The following is an 18,335-nucleotide window of genomic DNA, read 5'->3' as shown; positions in this document are numbered from 1 at the left end:
GGCAGGTGCGCGCAAGGTTGTTATTGGAAGGATGCCGCGCATAGTACGCCTCACACCCGAGGCTCACAACGGGGGACGCACAAGGAGTACCATGCGCGGTCGCCCTACCCTATCGCGGAACAAGGAGTCCGATCCGCTCATGGACAACCAGAACGCCCAGCAACAGTGGCAGCAGGCGGTGACCGCCTATGCCCAGGCCATCAACCGCTATGTCGCGCAAGGTCGCGCCGAGGGCTGGGATCACCTCGAGGAGCCGCAGGCTCCCGCCACCGAACATCTGCTACCGGCCTGGCAAGCCGCCCTGCTGGCCATCAACCAGCCGGGCCAGGCCGAGGCCAGGCGCCAGGCCTTCCGCGACGCCTGGCCACCGGCGCACCTGCCGCTGCTGCCACTGCTCGACGAGCACGGCCAAGGTATCGCCAATGTCCTGCTGCTAGACGACGGCTCGGTCCTGGCCCGCGTCGGTACGCCCCACGAGAAAGGCCAAGTGGTACAGATCGACGGCTACAGCGTGACCCCAGTCATCGGCATCGATCACTTTGGCCGTTGCCCGCAACGTCGCTACTTCGCCTTGGCCAACGCCGAGGGCATCCGTATCACCGACGGCTGGGGAGGCCCGCAAGTGACCCGCCTGGCCTGGCCCCATGGCCTTGAAGGACTGCCGCCCGGCTATCCGTTCGACCCCTTCGACCTGCCGCCAACGCCCACCTCGCTGATCCCCTTCCCCGATGGCAGGCGGGTTCTGCTGGTCAGCGACGATGGCATCTTCCTGCTCGCCCCCGAGGGCGCCACGCGCCTGTTGCGCCAGGAAGAGGACATTCTCGAAGACCTGGCCGACGGCACCGACCCGGACGACATCAGCCTGGGCCTGGCGATGGAGCACGGCGCGGTGTCGCCGGACGGCAGCCTGATCGCCATCGGCGAACAATGCGGCAAACACCTGGTGCTCAACGACAACCTGGAGCGCCTGGCCGAGGTCGGCCCGGCCAGCGAGTATCCCCACTTTGCCCTGTTCAACCGGCGCGGCGACCAGCTCATCCTCAACGCCTGCCACTTCTACCATGGCGGCACGCTCGGAGTGCGGGTGGCTGACCTGCCGGGACTGGACACCGACTTCTACAGCGACGATCCCCGCACCCCGGTGCTGCAGGATGGCGCACGGGTCTATGCCGGCGTGGCCCGGGATGGTGAGTACATCATCGGCGATGCCCACGGCTACCTGCGCGCTTTCGGCGAAGACGGCGAAGAGCGCTGGCAGCACTACCTCGGCTCGACCATCAGCGCCATGGACATCAGCGCCGATGGCCAGACCCTGGTGGCGGCCAGCTATGCCGGCTTCATCTCGTTGATCGCCCTGGACGGCGGCCGGCCTGCGTGGCAGATCGGCACGGGCGAGCATGGCGAGGTGCGGCGGTGGTTGTTCTGGAAGGGATTGGAAAGGCCGCTGGCCTGGTGATGCACAGCGGCCAAGCGAAGGCTCTGCTGGAGCGGGCATGCCCGCTCCCGTCAGCGCGGCATCAGGCCTTCAACGTCGCCATGTCGATCACGAAGCGGTACTTCACATCCCCAGCGATCATCCGGCTGTAGGCCTCGTTGATATCGCGGATGTCGAGCATCTCGATATCGCAAGTGATCCCATGCTCGGCGCAGAAATCCAGCACTTCCTGGGTCTCGGCGATGCCGCCGATCAGCGAGCCGGCCAGCACCCGGCGCTTCATCACCAGGTTGGCGGCGTGCAGCGCCGGGTCCACTGGCTCGATCAAACCGACAAGAATGTGCACACCGTCGAAACGGAGGGTTTCCAGGTATGGGTTGAGGTCGTGTTGCACCGGGATGGTGTCGAGCAGGAAGTCGAAACGCCCGGCCGCCGCACGCATCTGCGCCTCATCGGTGGAGACGATCACATGGTCCGCGCCCTGACGCTGGGCCTCTTCGGCCTTGGCCTGGGAGCGGGTGAACAGGGTCACTTCGGCTCCCAGAGCCTTGGCGAACTTGATGCCCATGTGGCCCAGGCCGCCCATGCCAAGGATGCCAACCTTGTGCCCAGGCTTGACGCCATAGTGCTTGAGCGGCGAATAGGTGGTGATGCCGGCACATAGGATCGGCGCTGCACTCGGCAGGTCGAGGCCGGCCGGGATGCGCACGACAAAGTGCTCGCTGACCACGATGCTGCTGGAGTAGCCGCCCATGGTGTTGCTGCCGTCGACACGGTCAGGGGTGGCGTAGGTCAGGGTCGGGCCTTCCAGGCAGTACTGCTCCAGGTCGGCGCGGCAGGCTTGGCAATGGCGGCAGGAGTCGACCATGCAGCCGACGCCGACCAGGTCTCCGACCTGGTACTTACCGACGTTGGCGCCAACCGCCGTGACCCGGCCGACGATCTCGTGGCCCGGCATCAGCGGGTAGACGGCGATGCCCCACTCGTCGCGGGCCTGGTGGATATCGGAGTGGCAGACGCCGCAATAAAGGATGTCGATGGCCACATCGTCAGGGCGCGGGCTGCGGCGCGTGAAGGTCATGGGGGCCAGGGGGCTGGTGGACGATTGGGCGGCATAACCGATGGCTGTGTACATGCAGAACCTCGCAAGACAAGAACAGGTGAGGCTGCGAATTCTGCTCGCCGCGCCCCTGCCCGCCCACAGCGGATTCTCCGGCAGTCATGCCTGATTCTCCGGACTTGGCCCAAGCGCCCTGGCATTGGACGGCTGATCTGCGATGATGCCAGTGTCTGATTCTCTGCCCCGAGCGACCATGCAACTGACCCACCACCTCGATGCCAATGCCACTCTGTGCGCCCTGATCAAGCCGCTGGCCTTGCGCCCCGGCTTCGTCGAAACCGCCTTGCCCCAGGTCCAGGTCATGTCCTGGGGCCACTATGTGGCAAGCAGCCCGCAGATCTACGAACCCAGCCTGATAATCCTGGCCCAGGGCAGCAAGCTCGCACGCCTGGGGCCGCGCACCCTGGAGTACAGCGCCGGCCATTATCTGGTGCAGGCGCTGTCGGTGCCCTTCATGTGCGAGACATTCGCCACCGTCGACGTACCGTTGCTGGGGGTGGCGGTGGACATTGACCGCAGCGTGCTCAGCGAGCTGGTGCAGAGCATGGGCCTGCCTCCCGACCCGGCGGTACAAGCGCAGACCCCGCAGTCCATGACCTCGGCAGTACTGGATGAAGCGATGCGCGACAGCGTCGAACGCCTGCTGCGTTGTCTGCAAGATCCGCTGGATGCCCAGGTGCTCGGACCGTCGCGGGTGCGCGAAGTGCTCTACACCGCCCTGCGCGGACCCCAGTCCGGTGTGCTGCGGGCGCTGGTGGAGCAACAGGGGCACTTTGCTCGCATCGCCTCTGCCCTGGCCTATCTGCGCGAGCACTATGCCGAGCCCTTGGGCGTCGACGAACTGGCCAGCCGCGCCAACATGAGCGTGTCGACCTTCCACGAACACTTCAAGCGCTGCACCGACCTGGCGCCGATGCAGTACCTCAAGCGCCTGCGCCTGCTCAAGGCCCAGCAGATGCTGATCGGCGAAGGCCTGGGCGTGGCCCAGGCGGCGCACCGGGTAGGCTACCAGAGCAGCTCGCAGTTCAGCCGCGAGTACAAACGCCAGTTCGCCCGCAGTCCTGGCGAAGAGCAGCCATACCAGAGCCTGCCCGTCTAGTGTCCTGCCTCGGAAATAAGCTGTTCACTTTTGCCGGCGCCATGGCCGAACAGCCAAGTCAGTCGCCAAAAGAGAATGCATTTCCGAGACAGGACGCTAGCTGCGCTCCACCATGGCCACGATGGTGGCCTGCAGCTCGGCCTTGGCCTCATCAGCGCCCAGCTCATCGGCCGCCGCGGCCTGGGACAAGGCCTCGGCCGCGCCTACCAACACCCGCAAGCCGGCCACGCCGATATCCCCCTTGGATGCGAACGGCGCCAGGGTGCGGCGGCACTTTTCGAGGAACGGCCCCTCGTACACCCGTTTGAGCGCTTCCAACTCCGGCGAGCCGGACAGGGCCGCGACAACACCGGGAATTTCCCGCCCCTGGCTGAGCACACAGTCGACATAGGCCTGGGCAATGACCCAGGCACGGCAGGCCAAGGTCGCTTCGCCCTCTGCCAGCGCCGCATCGAGCAGGGCCGTCTGGCGCGCGTCGTATTCCTGGAAGAGCGCCGTGAGCAGCCCGGCACGGGTCTCGAAGTGGTCGTACACCACCGGCTTGGTCACCCCCGCCTGCTCGGCCAAGCGCCCCAGGCTCAGGGCATCGGTGCCCTCATCACGCACCAGTTGCCAGGCCACATCCAGCAACTGGCGGCGGCGTTCATCGCGGGTCAGCCGCTTGCGCGGCGGCGTTTTTTCGTCGCTTGACATTGAGTACCTACCAAAAGTAACTTACTAAACGTAACTTACCTTGAGTATATAGCGCTCAACTTTCACCGCAAGAGGACAACCGCCATGCATGCCTTGATCGTCATCGGACACCATGACTCCCAGTCCCTCACCCATGCCCTCGCCGCCCAGGTGGCCCAGGGCCTGGCCGCCGCCGGCCACACCAGCGAACTCGCCGACCTGGCCGGCGAAGGCTTCGATCCCCGCTTCAACCTGGCCGACCACGCCGTGCACCGCCGCCTGGCCTCGCCCCCGGCCGACGTACTGGCCGAACAAGCCCGTATCGACCGTGCCGATACACTGATACTGGTCTATCCGGTCTACTGGTGGTCGCTGCCAGCGCTGCTCAAAGGCTGGATCGACCGGGTGTTCAGCAATGGCTGGGCCTTCGACTACCAGGCCGACGGCACGCTGAGCAAAAAGCTCGGCGGCCTGCCCGTGCACCTGGTCAGCCTCGCCGGCGCCGATGCCGGGACCTTCGAGCGCCATGGCTATGGCCAGGCCATGCGTGTACAGATCGAGCATGGGATCTTCGATTACTGTGGCGCACGGGTGATGAGCCATACCTTGCTGACCGAAAGCGAGCATCAGGATCCGGCGCCACACCTCGAGGCCATCCGTGGCCTGGGCATGCAGTTGTTCGCCGATCTCAGTCCGGCAAGGTCCATTGCGCCAGTGGCCAGTAGCGCCCCTTGCGCGATTCAAACAGGGTGAAGTGCCGCGCGGCGAGGAAAAAGTCCGGTGCCGTGCTGGCCTCCGGGACGTCGCCTCGGAAGTCACGGGACAGGGTCAGGTGCGGGCGGAACACCCGCGCTTGCTCTTCGAAGCCCAATGGCAGCAGCACCTGCTGCAGGGCGTAGACCAGCTGGCGCAGGCTCGGCGGCGTCTGCTGCGGCGCCAGCACCAACACGTTGGCGCGCTGCCAGGCCTGCAACTGGTCGAGCACCAGACGTAACGGCCCGGATGGCAGGCTGAGCGTGTCGACGGCCGCACAGATGCCCGCCACCCGTGCAGCGTCGACATCGCCGAGGAACAGCAAGGTCAGGTGGAAGTTCTCCGCCGGCACCGGCTTGCCGCTGCGCAGCCCCAGGTCGCGCCGCCACTGGGTGATGCTCTGGCGCTGGGCCGGAGTGCAGTCCAGGGCGAAGAACAGGCGTTTGAAGGGGGAGCCCCGGGGGCGTGTGTCCTGAGCCATGGTCAGTCCTTGTCATTAGAGTCGGTAGCCCGAGTGTACCGCTGAGGGGCTGCTTTGCAGCCATCGCGGCAAAACGTTTGCGCAGCACCCTGACCATTGCACTTAAGTCGCCCCAGGGCCATGTAACATTTTGTACAAACAGCCGGCATGATTGTTTATGCTGGCGGGCTTATCCATGGCGTATAGCCACACCGACCCAGTATCCGCCCATGAAAATCGCACTTGTACTTCTTTTCGTGTTCTCGATCGCCTATGTCCACCTGCGCGGTCGGGTACGCCACAAACTGACCCGTCAGTTGGGCGACCATTCCAGCTTCCTGGCACCGGTCAACACCTTCCTCTACCTGTTCTCGAAACTGCCGGCCAAGCCCTACCTGCCGGTCGAGTCCTTCCCGGAGCTGCAACCGCTCAAGGACAACTGGCAGGAGATCCGCGCCGAGGCCCAGGCCCTGCTGCATGTGGGCGAGATCAAGAAATCCGACAACTACGACGACGTCGGCTTCAACTCGTTCTTCAAGAGTGGCTGGAAGCGTTTCTACTTGAAGTGGTATGGCGAAAGCCACCCTTCGGCGATGAAGCTGTGCCCACGCACCACCGAGCTGCTGCAGAGCATCGGTTCGGTCAAGGCAGCGATGTTCGCCACCCTTCCACCGGGTGCCAAGCTGGTGCGCCACCGCGATCCCTATGCCGGCTCCTACCGCTATCACCTGGGCCTGGACACGCCGAACGACGACGCCTGCTATATCGATGTGGATGGAGAGAAATACGCTTGGCGCGACGGCGAGGCGGTGATGTTCGACGAGACCTACATCCACTACGCCGCCAACCAGACCGAGCACAACCGCATCATCCTGTTCTGCGATATCGAGCGCCCGCTCAAGTACCGCTGGGCTAGCGCCTTCAACCGCTGGTTCAGCCGTCGCGTCATGGCCGCCGCTGCCGCGCCCAACGATGCCAGCGACAAGACCGGCGGCATCAACCGCCTGTTCACCCGTATCTACAAAATCCGCGCTCGCGGCAAAGCCCTGAAAAAGCGCAACCGCACCCGCTACTACCTGGAGAAGTGGGCGGTGGTGGCGGCATTGGTGCTGGTGTTCATCTACATCTGAAGCCGGATCCGTTGCGAGGGCGCCGCCCTCGCAGGCCACCTACCAAAGTCGCCCCCGCCCCCTCCCATCGTCCCGCTGCGCCCCTGTCAGATTCGACTAGCCTGAAGGTTCCTGTTTACCCATAAGGTGAAGACGATGAGCATGATGGACTGGGACGCCTACCGTAAGCAGTTGATGGCCGGCATCGGCGATCTCAAGCAACTGTCCCCCGACACGGTCGCTGGCTACATGACCGCCAGCGGCGCGGGAGCCAAGACCAATCACCTGGATGCCAAGACACGCGAGCTGATCTCCCTGGCTGTAGCCGTGACCACCCGCTGCGACGGCTGCATTGCCGTGCACTCGGCGCAAGCGGTCAAGCACGGCGCCAGCCGTGAGGAAATCGCCGAGGCCCTGGGCGTCGCCGTGGCGATGAACGCCGGTGCCGCCCTGGTCTACTCGGCCCGCGCCCTGGACGCGGTGGACAAGGCCTAAGGCCTTTCATTGCCAATAGGCGTGGCATGCTCAGCTACGCACACCGAGCATGCCACGCTCGACGATGAAGTCGATCACCGCCTGCAGCCCCTGTCCGGTCTTGAGGTTGGTGAAGGCCCAGGGCCGTTCCGGGCGCATGCGCTGCGTATCCTTCTCCATCACCTCCAGCGAAGCACCGACATAGGGCGCCAGGTCGATCTTGTTGATCACCAGGAAGTCCGACTTGGTGATGCCCGGCCCCCCCTTGCGCGGGATCTTCTCGCCTTCGGCGACGTCGATGACGTACACCGTCAGGTCAGCGAGCTCCGGGCTGAACGTGGCACTGAGGTTGTCGCCGCCGCTCTCGACGAAGATCACTTCGAGGTTGCCGAACTTGCGCGCCAGGTCTTCCACGGCAGCCAGGTTCATCGAGGCGTCCTCGCGAATGGCCGTGTGCGGGCAGCCGCCGGTTTCCACGCCGACGATGCGTTCGGGCGCCAGAGCGCCGGCTTCGGTGAGGATGCGCTGGTCTTCCTTGGTGTAGATGTCGTTGGTCACCACGGCGATTTCATAGTGGTCGCGCATGGCTTTGCACAGGGCTTCGAGCAGCGCGGTCTTGCCGGAGCCGACCGGGCCGCCGACACCGACGCGCAAGGGTTGTTGGTAGCTTTGCATGGAGGCAGTCCTCAAGAACGGAACAATCGTGTGTATTGGGTTTCGTGACGGGCCGAGGCAATGGCCAGCAGCGGCAGGCTGCCGCCCAGCTGGTCATCGTCCAGCGCGAGCGCATGGTCGAGCACGCCGGGCAGCTCTTCGCCCAGGTCACGCAGCAGGGTTTGCGCAGCCTGTTGGCCAAAAGGCACCAACTTGACTCCGGCCATCACTGCGCCTTCCAGCCAGGTAAAACCGTGGCCCAGGGCCAGGTCGCGCAACGGAATGGCCCAGTGCGCGCCGAGCCAGGCCATGCCGCCCAACTGGCTCAGGGCCAGGCTGTCGCGCCAGGCCGGGGTCTGGGCCAACTGCCAACCGTCGAGCAGACGCGTCAAGGCAGTGCCGCGCTGACGCTCCTCCAGGCGCAACTCAGCGGTTTCGCGGTTGGCCAGCAAGAAGCGGCTCCAGTGGGCGAACACCTCGGCATCCGCGGCCTGGCAGGCACGGTACAGGCGCGCCAGCACGGGCCAGTCGAGGCAACCGAGGGTGTCGTGCAACTGCTCGCGCTGCCAGGCGCAGAAGCTCGCAGCATCACGCACCCAACCGGCCTCGACCGCCCACTCCAGGCCTTGCGAATAGGTGAAGCCACCCACCGGCAGGTTCGGGCTGGCCAGTTGCAAAAGGCGCAGCAGCGCCAAGTCCGGGCTCATCAGCCGGCCAGGACCAACGCGGCGCCGGCCAGCAAGCCGCCACCGAACGCCTTCTGCAGACCGGCATGGCGGCGCAGCAGGCAACCACCGGCAAAGCCGGCGGCCAGCAGCAGCCCGCTGACGGCGACGAAACCGGCGCTGAACACCCAGAACGCCCCTGGGCTGGCCTCGACCCCATGGGCCCAGCCATGGAACAGGGCGAACAGCGGCATCGCCAGGGCCAGCAGCATCTGGCGGCCAGGCAGCAGCATGGCGGCTGCGGCCACCAGCAAGGAACCGACGATCATCTGCTCCATGCCGATCACACCGCCGAACAGATGGCCAAGCACGGCGCCGCCGAACATCGCGCCAAGGGTGGCCAGAGGCAGCGCCAGGGTGCGCCCGGTCAAGGCCGCCAGGACACCGGTGCCGAGCAGCATCAGCAGGTGATCGAGGCCAGTCAGCGGGTGCAGCAGGCCATCCTGCAGCGGGTTGCTGTCATGACCGGGATGGGCGAAGGCCGGGACGGCCACCAGCAGCAGGACAAGGGCAAGGGTCTTCTTCATCGGATACTCCAAGGCAGGTCAAGAATGAGCATGGCCGGGCAGGCGCACGAAAGGATGGTCATGGCTATGGTCATGGCTGTGGCTATGAGGCGCACTTTGGTAAGCACCGGCCTCTGGCTCGAAGGGCGCCTGCTCGGCCTGCACCTCCAGCCCCAGGCCCCGCAGCATGTCGTCCAGGACATGGTCATGCTGGTAGCGCAGCAGGCCCGGCTCGATCTGTAGCGGCACATGGCGGTTGCCCAGGTGGTAGGCGGCGCGGGCCAGCAGCAGCGGGTCGGCGCAACGCACCGTGGACACCGCCTCGGGTGCCGCCACCACGCGGATCACGTGCTCGCCCTGCTCGTCGCCCAGCAGTTCGCCGCCACGCAGCAGATGGCCGCGTTCGAGCATCAGGCCGGCGTCGCGGCCATCGTCGAGACGGACGCGCAGGCGGCTCTTGATCCGGGCATCCACGCTCAAGGTGACACTACCGGTAGGCATGGCGCCCTCGGTGACTCGGCGGGTCAGGACAATCATGTTGACTCCTTCAAAACAGGAAATAACGCTGGGCCAGCGGCAGTTCGCTGGCAGGCTCGCAAACCAGCAGTTCGCCATCGGCACGCACCTGGTAGGTCTGCGCATCGACCTCGATCAGCGGCTGCAGGCCGTTGTGAACCATGTCGGCCTTGCGCACCCGGCGGCAGCCATGGGCCACGCCGATCAGGCTGCGCAAGCCCAGCTCCTCGGCCAGACCACGGCCGATCGCGGCCTGGGACAGGAAGGTCATCCGCGTGGCATGGCGGGCGGCGCCCAAGGCGCCGAACATGGGCCGGTAGTGCACCGGTTGCGGGGTCGGGATCGAGCCATTGATATCGCCCATGGGTGCGGTGGCGATCATCCCGCCCTTGATCACCAGTGCCGGCTTGACGGCGAAAAAGGCCGGTGCCCAAAGCACCAGGTCGGCCAGCTTGCCCACTTCCACCGAGCCCACTTCATGGGCGATGCCATGGGTCAGTGCCGGGTTGAGGGTGTACTTGGCGATGTAGCGTTTGACCCGGAAGTTGTCGCTGTAGTCGGTGTCGGGCGCCAGCGGTCCACGGCGCAGTTTCATCTGGTGCGCCACCTGCCAGGTACGCAGCACCACTTCGCCGACCCGGCCCATGGCCTGGGAGTCGGACGAGGTCATGGCGAAGGCGCCCATGTCGTGCAGGATGTCCTCGGCGGCGATGGTCTCGCGGCGGATGCGCGACTCGGCGAAGGCCACGTCCTCGGGGATGCTCGGGTCCAGGTGGTGGCAGACCATGAGCATGTCCAGGTGCTCGTCGACGGTGTTGACCGTGTATGGCAGGGTCGGGTTGGTCGAGGACGGCAACACATTGGCCTGGCCGGCGGCGCGGATGATGTCCGGCGCATGGCCGCCACCCGCCCCTTCGGTATGGAAGGTATGGATGGTGCGGTCGCCGATGGCCGCCAGGGTGTCTTCGATGCAGCCGGACTCGTTGAGGGTATCGGAGTGGATGGCCACCTGAATGTCCATTTCCTCGGCCACGCCCAGGCAGCAGTCGATGGCCGCCGGGGTCGAGCCCCAGTCCTCGTGCAGCTTCAAGCCCACGGCGCCGGCCTCGATCTGCTCGCGCAGGGCCTCAGGGCGCGAGGCGTTGCCCTTGCCCAGCAGGCCGATGTTGATCGGCAGGCTGTCGGCCGCCTGGAGCATACGCGCCAGGTACCAGGGCCCTGGCGTGCAGGTGGTGGCATTGGTGCCAGTGGCAGGCCCCGTGCCGCCGCCGATGAAGGTGGTGACGCCGCTGGTCAGCGCTTCTTCCACCTGCTGCGGGCAGATGAAGTGGATATGCGAGTCGATGCCACCGGCGGTGACGATCTTGCCTTCGGCGGCGATCACTTCGGTGCCCGGCCCCACCGGTACGGTCACGCCCGGCTGCACATCGGGGTTGCCGGCCTTGCCGATGGCGGCGATGCGCCCGTGCTTCACGCCGATATCGGCCTTGACGATGCCCCAATGGTCGATGATCAGCGCATTGGTCAACACCAGGTCCATGGCGTCGGCCGAGAGCATCTGGCCCTGGCCCATGCCGTCGCGGATCACCTTGCCGCCGCCGAACTTGACCTCCTCGCCGTAGACCGTGAAGTCCTTCTCCACCTCCACCCACAGGGCGGTGTCGGCCAGACGCACGCGGTCGCCGACAGTGGGGCCGAACATATCGGCATAGGCCTGGCGGGAAATACGGCTCATGCCTGGTCCTCCAGTGCGCCCATGACCTTGCCCTGGAAGCCGTAGACCTCGCGCTTGCCAGCGTAGGCCACCAGTTGCACGGTACGCGCCTGGCCCGGCTCGAAGCGCACGGCGGTGCCGGCGGCGATGTCCAGGCGGTAGCCCCGAGTAGGGTCCCGGTCGAAAACCAGAGCGTCGTTGACTTCAAAGAAGTGGTAATGCGAGCCGACCTGCACCGGTCGGTCGCCATGGTTGGCCACGCTGACGCTCAGGGTCGGGCGGCCGGCGTTGAGTTCGATGTCGCCCTCGGCGACCTGGACTTCTCCGGGAATCATGCTGCGCTCCTGTGGCGGTCAAACGATGGGGTCATGCACGGTCACCAGTTTGGTGCCGTCGGGAAAGGTCGCCTCGACCTGGACGTCGTGGAGCATCTCGGCCACGCCCTCCATAACCTGGTCGCGGCTGAGTACTTCGCGGCCCAGGCTCATCAGCTCGGCGACGGTACGGCCGTCACGGGCGCCTTCGAGCACCGCCGCGCTGATCAGCGCCACCGCTTCCGGGTAGTTGAGCTTCAGGCCGCGGTCGCGACGGCGCTCGGCCAGCAATGCCGCGGTGAACAGCAGCAGCTTGTCTTTCTCTCTCGGGGTCAGCTCCATGGTGCTTCTCTCAGGTAGCCCAGATGCGCGGGGGGCATGGCGCCAAGCCGATCACGGCGGGGCGCAGCACATGCCACAGGCGCTGCAGGGTGTGTTGCAGATGTTGGTTGTCGTGATCGAGCAGACGAATCACCAGCAGTTGGCCAAGCAAAGTGGCGCCTGCCGGCGTCGCCAGCGTCTCCAGCTCGGCACGGACCAGGTCGAGGGCCGCGGCGTCGGCCGGTGCGGCGCAGAAGGTCGCCAGCAGCGGATGGCCGGCGAGCTTGTCCAGGTTCCCGCCGTCCAGGCGCAAGCGCTCGTGCAGGCCGGGATCTTCAGGCATGTCGATGATCAGGCGGCTGTCCAGGGCGCCGTGGCTGAACGTCTCGTTCATCACCGGACGGCCCAGGCACAAGGTCTCCCAGGCCAGCAGGCGGGCACCGGGGGCGAGGCTGAAGCGGCTGTGCAGCGCGGCGCGCGCGCCGGCGAAGAAGATGCTGTCCTGGGGCAACCATTCCAGCGTGCTGCCCTCCTCCAGCACGAAGCGCTGTTCGAGCTGCGCGGTCGGCCCGGCGCTGCGGTAGAACTTGCTCGCCCCCGGCATCGTCAGCAAAGCGTGGCTGCCCGGCTCAAGGTGGATGTCCAGGGCCAGGCGGTCGCCTCCGACGATGCCTCCCGGAGGATGCAGCACATAAACGTGGCACGGCGCCCCTTCGGGATAGAACGGGCGCTGCACCAAAAGAGGTCCGAAATGTTTACGCGCACCAATGCAGGTCATGCGCTCGCGTCGGATGAAGCGCAGCTTCAGCTCCGCGCTCCAGCCCGCCTGCGCCTCAAGGTTCGCGATGTTTTCCGGCATGGACATGCCCAAAGCCCCGGTACATGCGGCACAACGGCCGCCTCGGTTGAACAACCTGCATCCGCCCGAAGGCGCATGCCTGACCAATCGATCAGTAATCGATGGGCAGGCCGTTGCAGGTTGCGGGCCAACCTGAGGGGTGCGCTGTTTTGAGGCAGACGGGAATGGAGGCGATGGCCTGGTGGCCACACCACTTAAGGTACGCACCAATTCGTGACTGGCCGTTTCCGATCTGCGGCGGATGTATTATCGTGGCGAGGTGCGCAATTAACAGCGGCCTGAGCGATCAGGCATCTGCAAGACAATAGAGGGTGTCATGAGCAACGAAAGCATTAACTGGGACAAGCTGGGCTTCGACTACATCAAGACTGACAAGCGCTACCTGTCCTTCTGGCGCAATGGCGAGTGGGACCAGGGCACCCTGACCGAAGACAACCAGCTGCACATCAGCGAGGGCTCGACCGCCCTGCACTACGGCCAGCAATGCTTCGAAGGCCTGAAGGCCTACCGCTGCAAGGATGGTTCGATCAACCTGTTCCGCCCGGACCAGAACGCCGCTCGCATGCAGCGCAGCTGCGCTCGCCTGCTGATGCCGCAGGTGCCGACCGATGTGTTCATCGAGGCGTGCAAGCAGGTGGTCAAGGCCAACGAGCGCTTCGTTCCACCGTATGGCAAAGGCGCCCTGTACCTGCGTCCTTTCGTCATCGGCGTGGGTGACAACATCGGCGTGCGCACCGCCCCCGAGTTCATTTTCTCGGTCTTCGCCATCCCGGTCGGCTCGTACTTCAAGGGCGGCATGACCCCACATAACTTCCTGATTTCCAGCTACGACCGTGCTGCCCCACAGGGCACCGGCGCGGCCAAGGTCGGCGGCAACTACGCAGCCAGCCTGATGCCGGGGGCCGAAGCCAAGAAAGCCCACTTCGCCGACTGCATCTACCTGGACCCACTGACCCACTCGAAGATCGAGGAAGTCGGTTCGGCCAACTTCTTCGGCATCACCTCCAACAAGGAGTTCGTGACACCGAAGTCGGCCTCGGTGCTGCCTGGCATCACCCGCCTGTCGCTGATGGAACTGGCAGAATCGCGCCTGGGCCTGAAGGTGATCGAAGGCGACGTGCTGATCGACCAGCTCGACCGCTTCATCGAAGCCGGCGCCTGCGGCACCGCTGCTGTGATCACCCCGATCGGCGGCATCGAGTACCAAGGCAAGCTGCACGTCTTCTACAGCGAAAGCGAAGTCGGCCCGGTCACCCAGAAGCTCTACAGCGAGCTGACCGGCATCCAGAGCGGTGACGTCGAGGCACCGGCAGGCTGGATCGTCAAGGTCGCCTGATCGCCCTTCCCTCTCTCGCCGCCGTGTCCAACGGCGGCGTGTTGTGCAGCCGGACATCGCAGCCGTCGGTGTCCGGCCCGCCGCACAAGCTGGCATCGCCGCACACCAACGCCCCTCCAAACGATTGACTGAATATCCATTCGATGGTCAGATGCGCGCCAGTTTCAGGTGTCCTGCGCCGCCGTGCGCAGGGTGAAACGGGAAGCCGGTGCGTCATGTCCCCATGACTAGTCCGGCGCTGCCCCCGCAACGGTAAGCGAGCGAATCCTTCGACATACCACTGTGTGCAAGGGCTGCTCCCGCTTCATTCGCGACCGCGAATGAAACAGGAACAGACCTAGAGCATGGGAAGGTGAAGGCGTCATGACCCTCGCAAGCCCGGAGACCGGCCTGAAGCTTCGTTTGGCAACCCGCGGTGGGCGGGCGCAGGCCGGTTTTCGCGTGCGCGCCTGCGTGCGTGGTTCCTTCATGCGTTGTTTCCACCGGGATTCATTCATTCCTGTTCGCAGTGGAACGACATGTCCCGCATCAATAAGCTTCACACCCTGGCGGCCTGCCTGGCCGTCTCCCTTCCGGCCCTGGCCGATGAGCAAGACAGCAAGGTCCTGGCCCTGCCCTCCACGGCTATCACCGATACCCGCGACGCCCAGACCATCGACCTGGCCACGCCTGTGCCAGCCGGCTCGCGCCTGAACCTCAGTGCCCTGGAGACCCCGGCCAGCACCAGCAGCATCACGGCCGAGCAGATCCAGCAGCGCGCCAACCTGACCGTACAGGACGCCGTCACCCGCTCGCCGGGCATCACCTCGGCCGGGACTCCGGGTAACGGCGGCACCGCCCTCTCGGCGCGCGGCTTCACCGGCCATGGCTCGGTGATGACCCTGTTCGACGGTGCGCGCCTGTACACCGGTGCCGGCACCCAGACCTTCCCGGTCGACCCCTGGATGGTCGAGCGCATCGACGTGATCCGTGGCCCGGCCTCGGTGCTGTACGGCGAAGGCGCCACCGGCGCGGTGGTCAACGTAATCCCGAAAAAACCCTTCGCCGGCGAGATCCGCAACCATCTGCGCCTGGGCTATGGCTCCTGGGACCGCCAGCAGCTTGGCCTGGACAGCGGCGGTAGCCTCAGCGAGCGCCTGAGCTACCGCGTGACCCTCAACCGCCAGGAAGGCAACGGCTGGGTCGACCGCGGCGATTCGCGCAACCTGGCCTTGAGCGCCGCCCTGCGCTTCGACGCCACCGACGACCTGAGCTTCACCCTGGCCCACGAGCGCGGCGACGCCGAGCCGATGAACTACTTCGGCACCCCGCTGATCGACGGCCACTACCGCGACAGCTTGCGCAAGAAGAACTACAACATCCGCAACGACGTGCAGCGCTACCACGACGAGTGGACCCGCTTCAACACTGACTGGACCATCAGCGACACCGTCAGTGCCAGCAACCAGCTGTACTACATCAAAAGCCGCCGACATTGGCGCAACGCCGAGGACTACACCTGGGATGCAGACCGCGAGCAACTGCTGCGTGAAAGCTTCCTGGAAATCAAGCACAACCAGGAACAGATCGGCGACCGCCAGAGCTTCACCTTCGACCACTCGCTGTTTGGCCTGGCCAGCAAGACCGTGGTCGGTGCCGAGTACAACAAGATCCGCTTCAATGTCGACAGCAACTCGCCATACAACGACATCGGCGGCGATTACATCGACCCGTGGAGCCCAGCGCCAGGCTGGTTCCACAGCGACTCGCCGCTGCGCCCGCAGACCTTGAGCACGACCCACACCTTCGCCCTGTTCGCCGAGAACCGCACCCAACTGACCGAGCGCCTGTCGCTGGTCACCGGCGTGCGCCGCGACCAGAACCACATCGACCGCGACAACCTGGTCGATGGCAGCCGCAGCGACCGCAGCCTGCAAGGCGGCAACTGGCGCGCCGGCCTGGTCTTTGCCGTGACCGACGACCTGTCGCTGTACGGCCAGTACTCCACCAGCGAAGACGGCGTGAGCAACCTGATCAGCCTCAGCCCGACGCAAATGAACTACGACCTGACCGAGTCGAAGCAGACCGAGTTCGGCCTCAAGCAGCGGTTCTGGGAAGGCCGTGGCGAGTGGACCCTGGCGGCCTATCACATCGTCAAGAAGAAGCTGCTGGTCGCCGACCCCATCAGCCATACCAGCCAGCAGGCTGGGCAGCAAACCTCCGACGGTTTGGAAGCGTCCCTTGAACTGGCCCTGGCCAACCAGTGGCAGGTTTCGGCCAACGCCTCGGTCGTACGCGCCAAGTACGACGACTTCTTCGAGATGGTCAGTGGCACTCCAGTGGACCGTGCTGGCAACCGCCCAGCCAACGTACCACGGCGCACCGCCAACCTCTGGGTGAACAAAGGCTTCGCCCACGGCGTGGACGCTGGCATCGGTCTGCGCTACGTCGACCAACGCTACGCCAACACCGCCAACAGCCAGAACGTGCCCGGCTACACCGTGGTCGACGCCAACCTCGGCTGGCAGGTACTGCCGGACGTGCGCCTGGGCTTGCAGTTGAACAACCTGTTCAACCGCGACTACGTGGTCTCGGCACACAGTGGCGAACAGTGGCTGCTCGGCGCGCCACGGTCGTACTTCGCGACGGTCGACTACAGTTTCTGATCGGGCAATGTGAATTGGGGGTAGGAGCCAGCGGCCGGTGCTGCATACGTCTACGTACCGGTCCTGTCTCTGGCGAAGCCCAACACGCAGAAAAGGCTCGCGGCGGCAAATGAAATAGTTATAAGATAACGTTTCATTTGACATCCAACCCTTGCCTGCGACTTCCCCCTTCATGACAAGCACCTGCGCCACGCCCACCCTCATCGCCCAGCGCCTGCAGAGCATCGACGCCCTGCGTGGCCTGGTGATCCTGTTCATGCTGCTGGACCATGTCCGCGAAACCTTCTTCTTGCATCGCCAGGTCAGCGACCCGATGACCATCGATGCCACCGAGCCTGCGCTGTTCTTCAGCCGCACCCTGGCGCACCTGTGCGCGCCGGTGTTCGTATTGCTGACTGGCCTGTCGGCCTTTCTCTACGGCGAGAAGCACCAAGGCCGCCGTGATGTCTCGGCGTTCCTGTTCAAGCGCGGTCTGTTCCTGGTGGTGCTGGAGTTCACCTTGGTCAACTTCGCCTGGACCTTCCAGTTGCCGCCGAGCGTGATCTACATGCAGGTGATCTGGGCCATCGGCATCAGCATGATCGCCCTCGCCGGGTTGGTCTGGCTGCCACGCCCAGGGCTGGTGGCCGTGGGCCTGCTGATCGTCGCCGGGCACAACCTGCTCGATGGCCTGCACTTCGACGCTGGCTCTGCCCTGCACGTGCCATGGGCGATCCTGCATGACCGTGGTTGGCTGGCAGTCTCCGAGAGCCTGCGCCTGCGCACGTCCTACCCGGTACTGCCATGGATCGGCGTGATCGCCCTCGGTTATGCCCTGGGCCCCTGGTTCGCCCGCACCAGCCAGGCCGGCGAACGCCAGCACCGCCTGCTGCTCGCTGGGGTCATCGCCCTGCTCGGCTTCGTCGTGCTGCGCCTGTTCAACGGTTACGGCGAAGCCCCTTGGTCGAGCTACCCCACCGCCAGCCAGACACTGATGAGCTTCTTCAACATCACCAAGTATCCGCCATCACTGCTGTTCCTCACCCTGACCCTGGGCATCGGCCTGCTCCTGCTGCGCGGCTTCGAGCGCGCCGGGCAAGCCCGCTGGATCAGCGCCCTGGCAGTGTTCGGCGCGGCGCCGATGTTCTTCTACCTGCTGCACCTGTATGTGCTCAAGCTGCTGTACCTGGCCAGCGTGGCGCTGTTCGGCCTGAACCAGGGCGATTACTTCGGCTTCGACGGCATTGGCGCCGTCTGGCTGACCGCAGTGCTGCTGAGCCTGGCGTTGTACCTGCCGGTGCGCGGGTTCGCCCGGCTCAAGGCGCGCCGCCGCGACATCGCCTGGCTGAAGTACTTCTGACCTGAAAACCGTTCCGTCCATTGGTCTGATGGTCTACCATGCCGCCCGCCGGTTTCCATATGGAACGAACAGGGAATCCCCGGCCCGCCACACGCGGGCCAAAAGGAACTGCCCCCGCAACTGTAAGTGCCGAGCCTGCTCCATCGATGCCACTGGGACCAACCCCGGGAAGGCTGGAGCCGGGCCTTGACGCACCAGTCAGGAGACCTGCCGGCACACATTCACCAACCGGCGGGGTGCCCGGGATGGCTATCACGCCCCAGCGCAACCTGCTTGCACGGGGC

Annotated in this window: 19 protein-coding genes and 2 riboswitches; of the genes, 8 read left to right on the top strand and 11 right to left on the bottom strand. The window is 65.4% G+C overall.

The annotated features are described in order from the left end of the window. Nucleotides 1-139 precede the first annotated feature (139 nt). Nucleotides 140-1,456: a hypothetical protein gene (locus ACYU03_RS10785; protein WP_461891441.1), complete on the top strand. Its 1,317-nt coding sequence runs from the start codon at nt 140-142 to the stop codon at nt 1,454-1,456. Between the two features lie 61 nt (nt 1,457-1,517). On the opposite strand, the gene ACYU03_RS10780 is transcribed toward ACYU03_RS10785, so the two are convergent. Next, entirely contained in the window at nt 1,518-2,570 is a 1,053-nt protein-coding gene (locus tag ACYU03_RS10780; RefSeq protein WP_461890526.1) for an NAD(P)-dependent alcohol dehydrogenase, read from the bottom strand. Between the two features lie 178 nt (nt 2,571-2,748). On the opposite strand from ACYU03_RS10780, the gene ACYU03_RS10775 reads away from it, so the two are divergent. Beyond that, a complete protein-coding gene (locus ACYU03_RS10775; RefSeq protein ID WP_461890524.1) occupies nt 2,749-3,654 on the top strand; it encodes an AraC family transcriptional regulator in 906 nt (301 codons plus the stop codon). A gap of 96 nt (nt 3,655-3,750) precedes the next feature. On the opposite strand, the gene ACYU03_RS10770 is transcribed toward ACYU03_RS10775, so the two are convergent. Beyond that, on the bottom strand, nt 3,751-4,347 hold the full coding sequence (locus tag ACYU03_RS10770; protein WP_461890523.1) for a TetR/AcrR family transcriptional regulator: 597 nt from the start codon (nt 4,345-4,347) through the stop codon (nt 3,751-3,753). Between the two features lie 84 nt (nt 4,348-4,431). On the opposite strand from ACYU03_RS10770, the gene ACYU03_RS10765 reads away from it, so the two are divergent. Further along, the gene (locus tag ACYU03_RS10765; protein WP_461890521.1) at nt 4,432-5,079 is read left to right on the top strand and encodes an NAD(P)H-dependent oxidoreductase; all 648 of its coding nucleotides are present in this window, start codon (nt 4,432-4,434) and stop codon (nt 5,077-5,079) included. On the opposite strand, the gene thpR is transcribed toward ACYU03_RS10765, so the two are convergent. Then, nucleotides 5,015-5,560: an RNA 2',3'-cyclic phosphodiesterase gene (gene thpR / locus ACYU03_RS10760; RefSeq protein ID WP_461890519.1), complete on the bottom strand. Its 546-nt coding sequence runs from the start codon at nt 5,558-5,560 to the stop codon at nt 5,015-5,017. The two genes, ACYU03_RS10765 and thpR, sit on opposite strands and share 65 nt — an antisense overlap. Before the next feature lie 209 nt (nt 5,561-5,769). Here thpR and lpxO point away from each other — a divergent pair, with 209 nt between their 5' ends. After that, entirely contained in the window at nt 5,770-6,669 is a 900-nt protein-coding gene (gene lpxO, locus ACYU03_RS10755) for a lipid A hydroxylase LpxO (protein WP_461890517.1), read from the top strand. Between the two features lie 135 nt (nt 6,670-6,804). Continuing rightward, the gene (locus tag ACYU03_RS10750) at nt 6,805-7,143 is read left to right on the top strand and encodes a carboxymuconolactone decarboxylase family protein (protein WP_461890515.1); all 339 of its coding nucleotides are present in this window, start codon (nt 6,805-6,807) and stop codon (nt 7,141-7,143) included. Between the two features lie 30 nt (nt 7,144-7,173). Here the strand turns inward: ACYU03_RS10750 and ureG are convergent, their stop codons facing one another. The 8 genes from ureG to ACYU03_RS10710 are packed head-to-tail and all read right to left on the bottom strand — an operon-like array spanning nt 7,174 to nt 12,737. Continuing rightward, nucleotides 7,174-7,797: an urease accessory protein UreG gene (ureG, locus tag ACYU03_RS10745; protein WP_461890513.1), complete on the bottom strand. Its 624-nt coding sequence runs from the start codon at nt 7,795-7,797 to the stop codon at nt 7,174-7,176. Between the two features lie 11 nt (nt 7,798-7,808). Next, nucleotides 7,809-8,483, bottom strand: a complete 675-nt coding sequence (locus tag ACYU03_RS10740) for an urease accessory protein UreF (RefSeq protein WP_461890511.1) — start codon at nt 8,481-8,483, stop codon at nt 7,809-7,811. Beyond that, the gene (locus ACYU03_RS10735) at nt 8,483-9,028 is read right to left on the bottom strand and encodes a HupE/UreJ family protein (RefSeq protein ID WP_461890509.1); all 546 of its coding nucleotides are present in this window, start codon (nt 9,026-9,028) and stop codon (nt 8,483-8,485) included. The genes ACYU03_RS10740 and ACYU03_RS10735 overlap by 1 nt, the downstream gene beginning before the upstream one ends. An 18-nt stretch (nt 9,029-9,046) precedes the next feature. Continuing rightward, nucleotides 9,047-9,544 (bottom strand): urease accessory protein UreE, encoded by a 498-nt coding sequence (ureE, locus tag ACYU03_RS10730; RefSeq protein ID WP_461890507.1) that lies wholly within the window; start codon nt 9,542-9,544, stop codon nt 9,047-9,049. Nucleotides 9,545-9,554: 10 nt separating this feature from the next. After that, nucleotides 9,555-11,258 (bottom strand): urease subunit alpha, encoded by a 1,704-nt coding sequence (gene ureC, locus ACYU03_RS10725; RefSeq protein WP_461890505.1) that lies wholly within the window; start codon nt 11,256-11,258, stop codon nt 9,555-9,557. Further along, nucleotides 11,255-11,572, bottom strand: coding sequence for an urease subunit beta (locus ACYU03_RS10720; RefSeq protein ID WP_461890503.1), 318 nt, complete (start codon nt 11,570-11,572; stop codon nt 11,255-11,257). The genes ureC and ACYU03_RS10720 overlap by 4 nt, the downstream gene beginning before the upstream one ends. A gap of 18 nt (nt 11,573-11,590) precedes the next feature. Continuing rightward, nucleotides 11,591-11,893, bottom strand: coding sequence for an urease subunit gamma (locus ACYU03_RS10715; RefSeq protein WP_461890501.1), 303 nt, complete (start codon nt 11,891-11,893; stop codon nt 11,591-11,593). A 10-nt stretch (nt 11,894-11,903) separates the two neighbouring features. Beyond that, a complete protein-coding gene (locus ACYU03_RS10710) occupies nt 11,904-12,737 on the bottom strand; it encodes an urease accessory protein UreD (RefSeq protein ID WP_461890500.1) in 834 nt (277 codons plus the stop codon). Nucleotides 12,738-13,047: 310 nt separating this feature from the next. Between ACYU03_RS10710 and ACYU03_RS10705 the strand changes: the two genes are divergently transcribed. The 3 genes from ACYU03_RS10705 (at nt 13,048) to ACYU03_RS10695 (ending at nt 18,051) form a co-directional block, all read left to right on the top strand. Then, nucleotides 13,048-14,067 (top strand): branched-chain amino acid aminotransferase, encoded by a 1,020-nt coding sequence (locus ACYU03_RS10705; RefSeq protein WP_461890498.1) that lies wholly within the window; start codon nt 13,048-13,050, stop codon nt 14,065-14,067. A gap of 149 nt (nt 14,068-14,216) precedes the next feature. After that, nucleotides 14,217-14,475, top strand: a riboswitch (cobalamin riboswitch). Nucleotides 14,476-14,585: 110 nt separating this feature from the next. After that, nucleotides 14,586-16,712, top strand: a complete 2,127-nt coding sequence (locus ACYU03_RS10700; protein WP_461890497.1) for a TonB-dependent receptor — start codon at nt 14,586-14,588, stop codon at nt 16,710-16,712. Nucleotides 16,713-16,884: 172 nt separating this feature from the next. Further along, the gene (locus tag ACYU03_RS10695) at nt 16,885-18,051 is read left to right on the top strand and encodes a DUF1624 domain-containing protein (protein ID WP_461890495.1); all 1,167 of its coding nucleotides are present in this window, start codon (nt 16,885-16,887) and stop codon (nt 18,049-18,051) included. Between the two features lie 32 nt (nt 18,052-18,083). Beyond that, nucleotides 18,084-18,280, top strand: a riboswitch (cobalamin riboswitch). The last annotated feature ends 55 nt before the right edge of the window (nt 18,281-18,335 follow it).

Source organism: Pseudomonas sp. X10 (assembly GCF_054889225.1).
Note: the sequence above shows the minus strand (reverse complement) of the source record. Positions and strands in the feature narration are given on the sequence as shown.

What these genes read in the sequence shown, in the direction of transcription:
- ACYU03_RS10735 (WP_461890509.1), bottom strand. Translation starts at nt 9,028, where the DNA reads ATGAAGAAGACCCTTGCCCTTGTCCTGCTGCTGGTGGCCGTCCCGGCC.
- ACYU03_RS10750 (WP_461890515.1), top strand. Translation starts at nt 6,805, where the DNA reads ATGAGCATGATGGACTGGGACGCCTACCGTAAGCAGTTGATGGCCGGC.
- ACYU03_RS10785 (WP_461891441.1), top strand. Translation starts at nt 140, where the DNA reads ATGGACAACCAGAACGCCCAGCAACAGTGGCAGCAGGCGGTGACCGCC.
- ACYU03_RS10780 (WP_461890526.1), bottom strand. Translation starts at nt 2,570, where the DNA reads ATGTACACAGCCATCGGTTATGCCGCCCAATCGTCCACCAGCCCCCTG.
- ACYU03_RS10700 (WP_461890497.1), top strand. Translation starts at nt 14,586, where the DNA reads ATGTCCCGCATCAATAAGCTTCACACCCTGGCGGCCTGCCTGGCCGTC.
- ACYU03_RS10740 (WP_461890511.1), bottom strand. Translation starts at nt 8,483, where the DNA reads ATGAGCCCGGACTTGGCGCTGCTGCGCCTTTTGCAACTGGCCAGCCCG.
- thpR (WP_461890519.1), bottom strand. Translation starts at nt 5,560, where the DNA reads ATGGCTCAGGACACACGCCCCCGGGGCTCCCCCTTCAAACGCCTGTTC.
- ACYU03_RS10705 (WP_461890498.1), top strand. Translation starts at nt 13,048, where the DNA reads ATGAGCAACGAAAGCATTAACTGGGACAAGCTGGGCTTCGACTACATC.
- lpxO (WP_461890517.1), top strand. Translation starts at nt 5,770, where the DNA reads ATGAAAATCGCACTTGTACTTCTTTTCGTGTTCTCGATCGCCTATGTC.
- ACYU03_RS10775 (WP_461890524.1), top strand. Translation starts at nt 2,749, where the DNA reads ATGCAACTGACCCACCACCTCGATGCCAATGCCACTCTGTGCGCCCTG.
- ACYU03_RS10695 (WP_461890495.1), top strand. Translation starts at nt 16,885, where the DNA reads ATGACAAGCACCTGCGCCACGCCCACCCTCATCGCCCAGCGCCTGCAG.
- ACYU03_RS10770 (WP_461890523.1), bottom strand. Translation starts at nt 4,347, where the DNA reads ATGTCAAGCGACGAAAAAACGCCGCCGCGCAAGCGGCTGACCCGCGAT.
- ACYU03_RS10720 (WP_461890503.1), bottom strand. Translation starts at nt 11,572, where the DNA reads ATGATTCCCGGAGAAGTCCAGGTCGCCGAGGGCGACATCGAACTCAAC.
- ureC (WP_461890505.1), bottom strand. Translation starts at nt 11,258, where the DNA reads ATGAGCCGTATTTCCCGCCAGGCCTATGCCGATATGTTCGGCCCCACT.
- ACYU03_RS10715 (WP_461890501.1), bottom strand. Translation starts at nt 11,893, where the DNA reads ATGGAGCTGACCCCGAGAGAGAAAGACAAGCTGCTGCTGTTCACCGCG.
- ACYU03_RS10765 (WP_461890521.1), top strand. Translation starts at nt 4,432, where the DNA reads ATGCATGCCTTGATCGTCATCGGACACCATGACTCCCAGTCCCTCACC.
- ureG (WP_461890513.1), bottom strand. Translation starts at nt 7,797, where the DNA reads ATGCAAAGCTACCAACAACCCTTGCGCGTCGGTGTCGGCGGCCCGGTC.
- ureE (WP_461890507.1), bottom strand. Translation starts at nt 9,544, where the DNA reads ATGATTGTCCTGACCCGCCGAGTCACCGAGGGCGCCATGCCTACCGGT.
- ACYU03_RS10710 (WP_461890500.1), bottom strand. Translation starts at nt 12,737, where the DNA reads ATGTCCATGCCGGAAAACATCGCGAACCTTGAGGCGCAGGCGGGCTGG.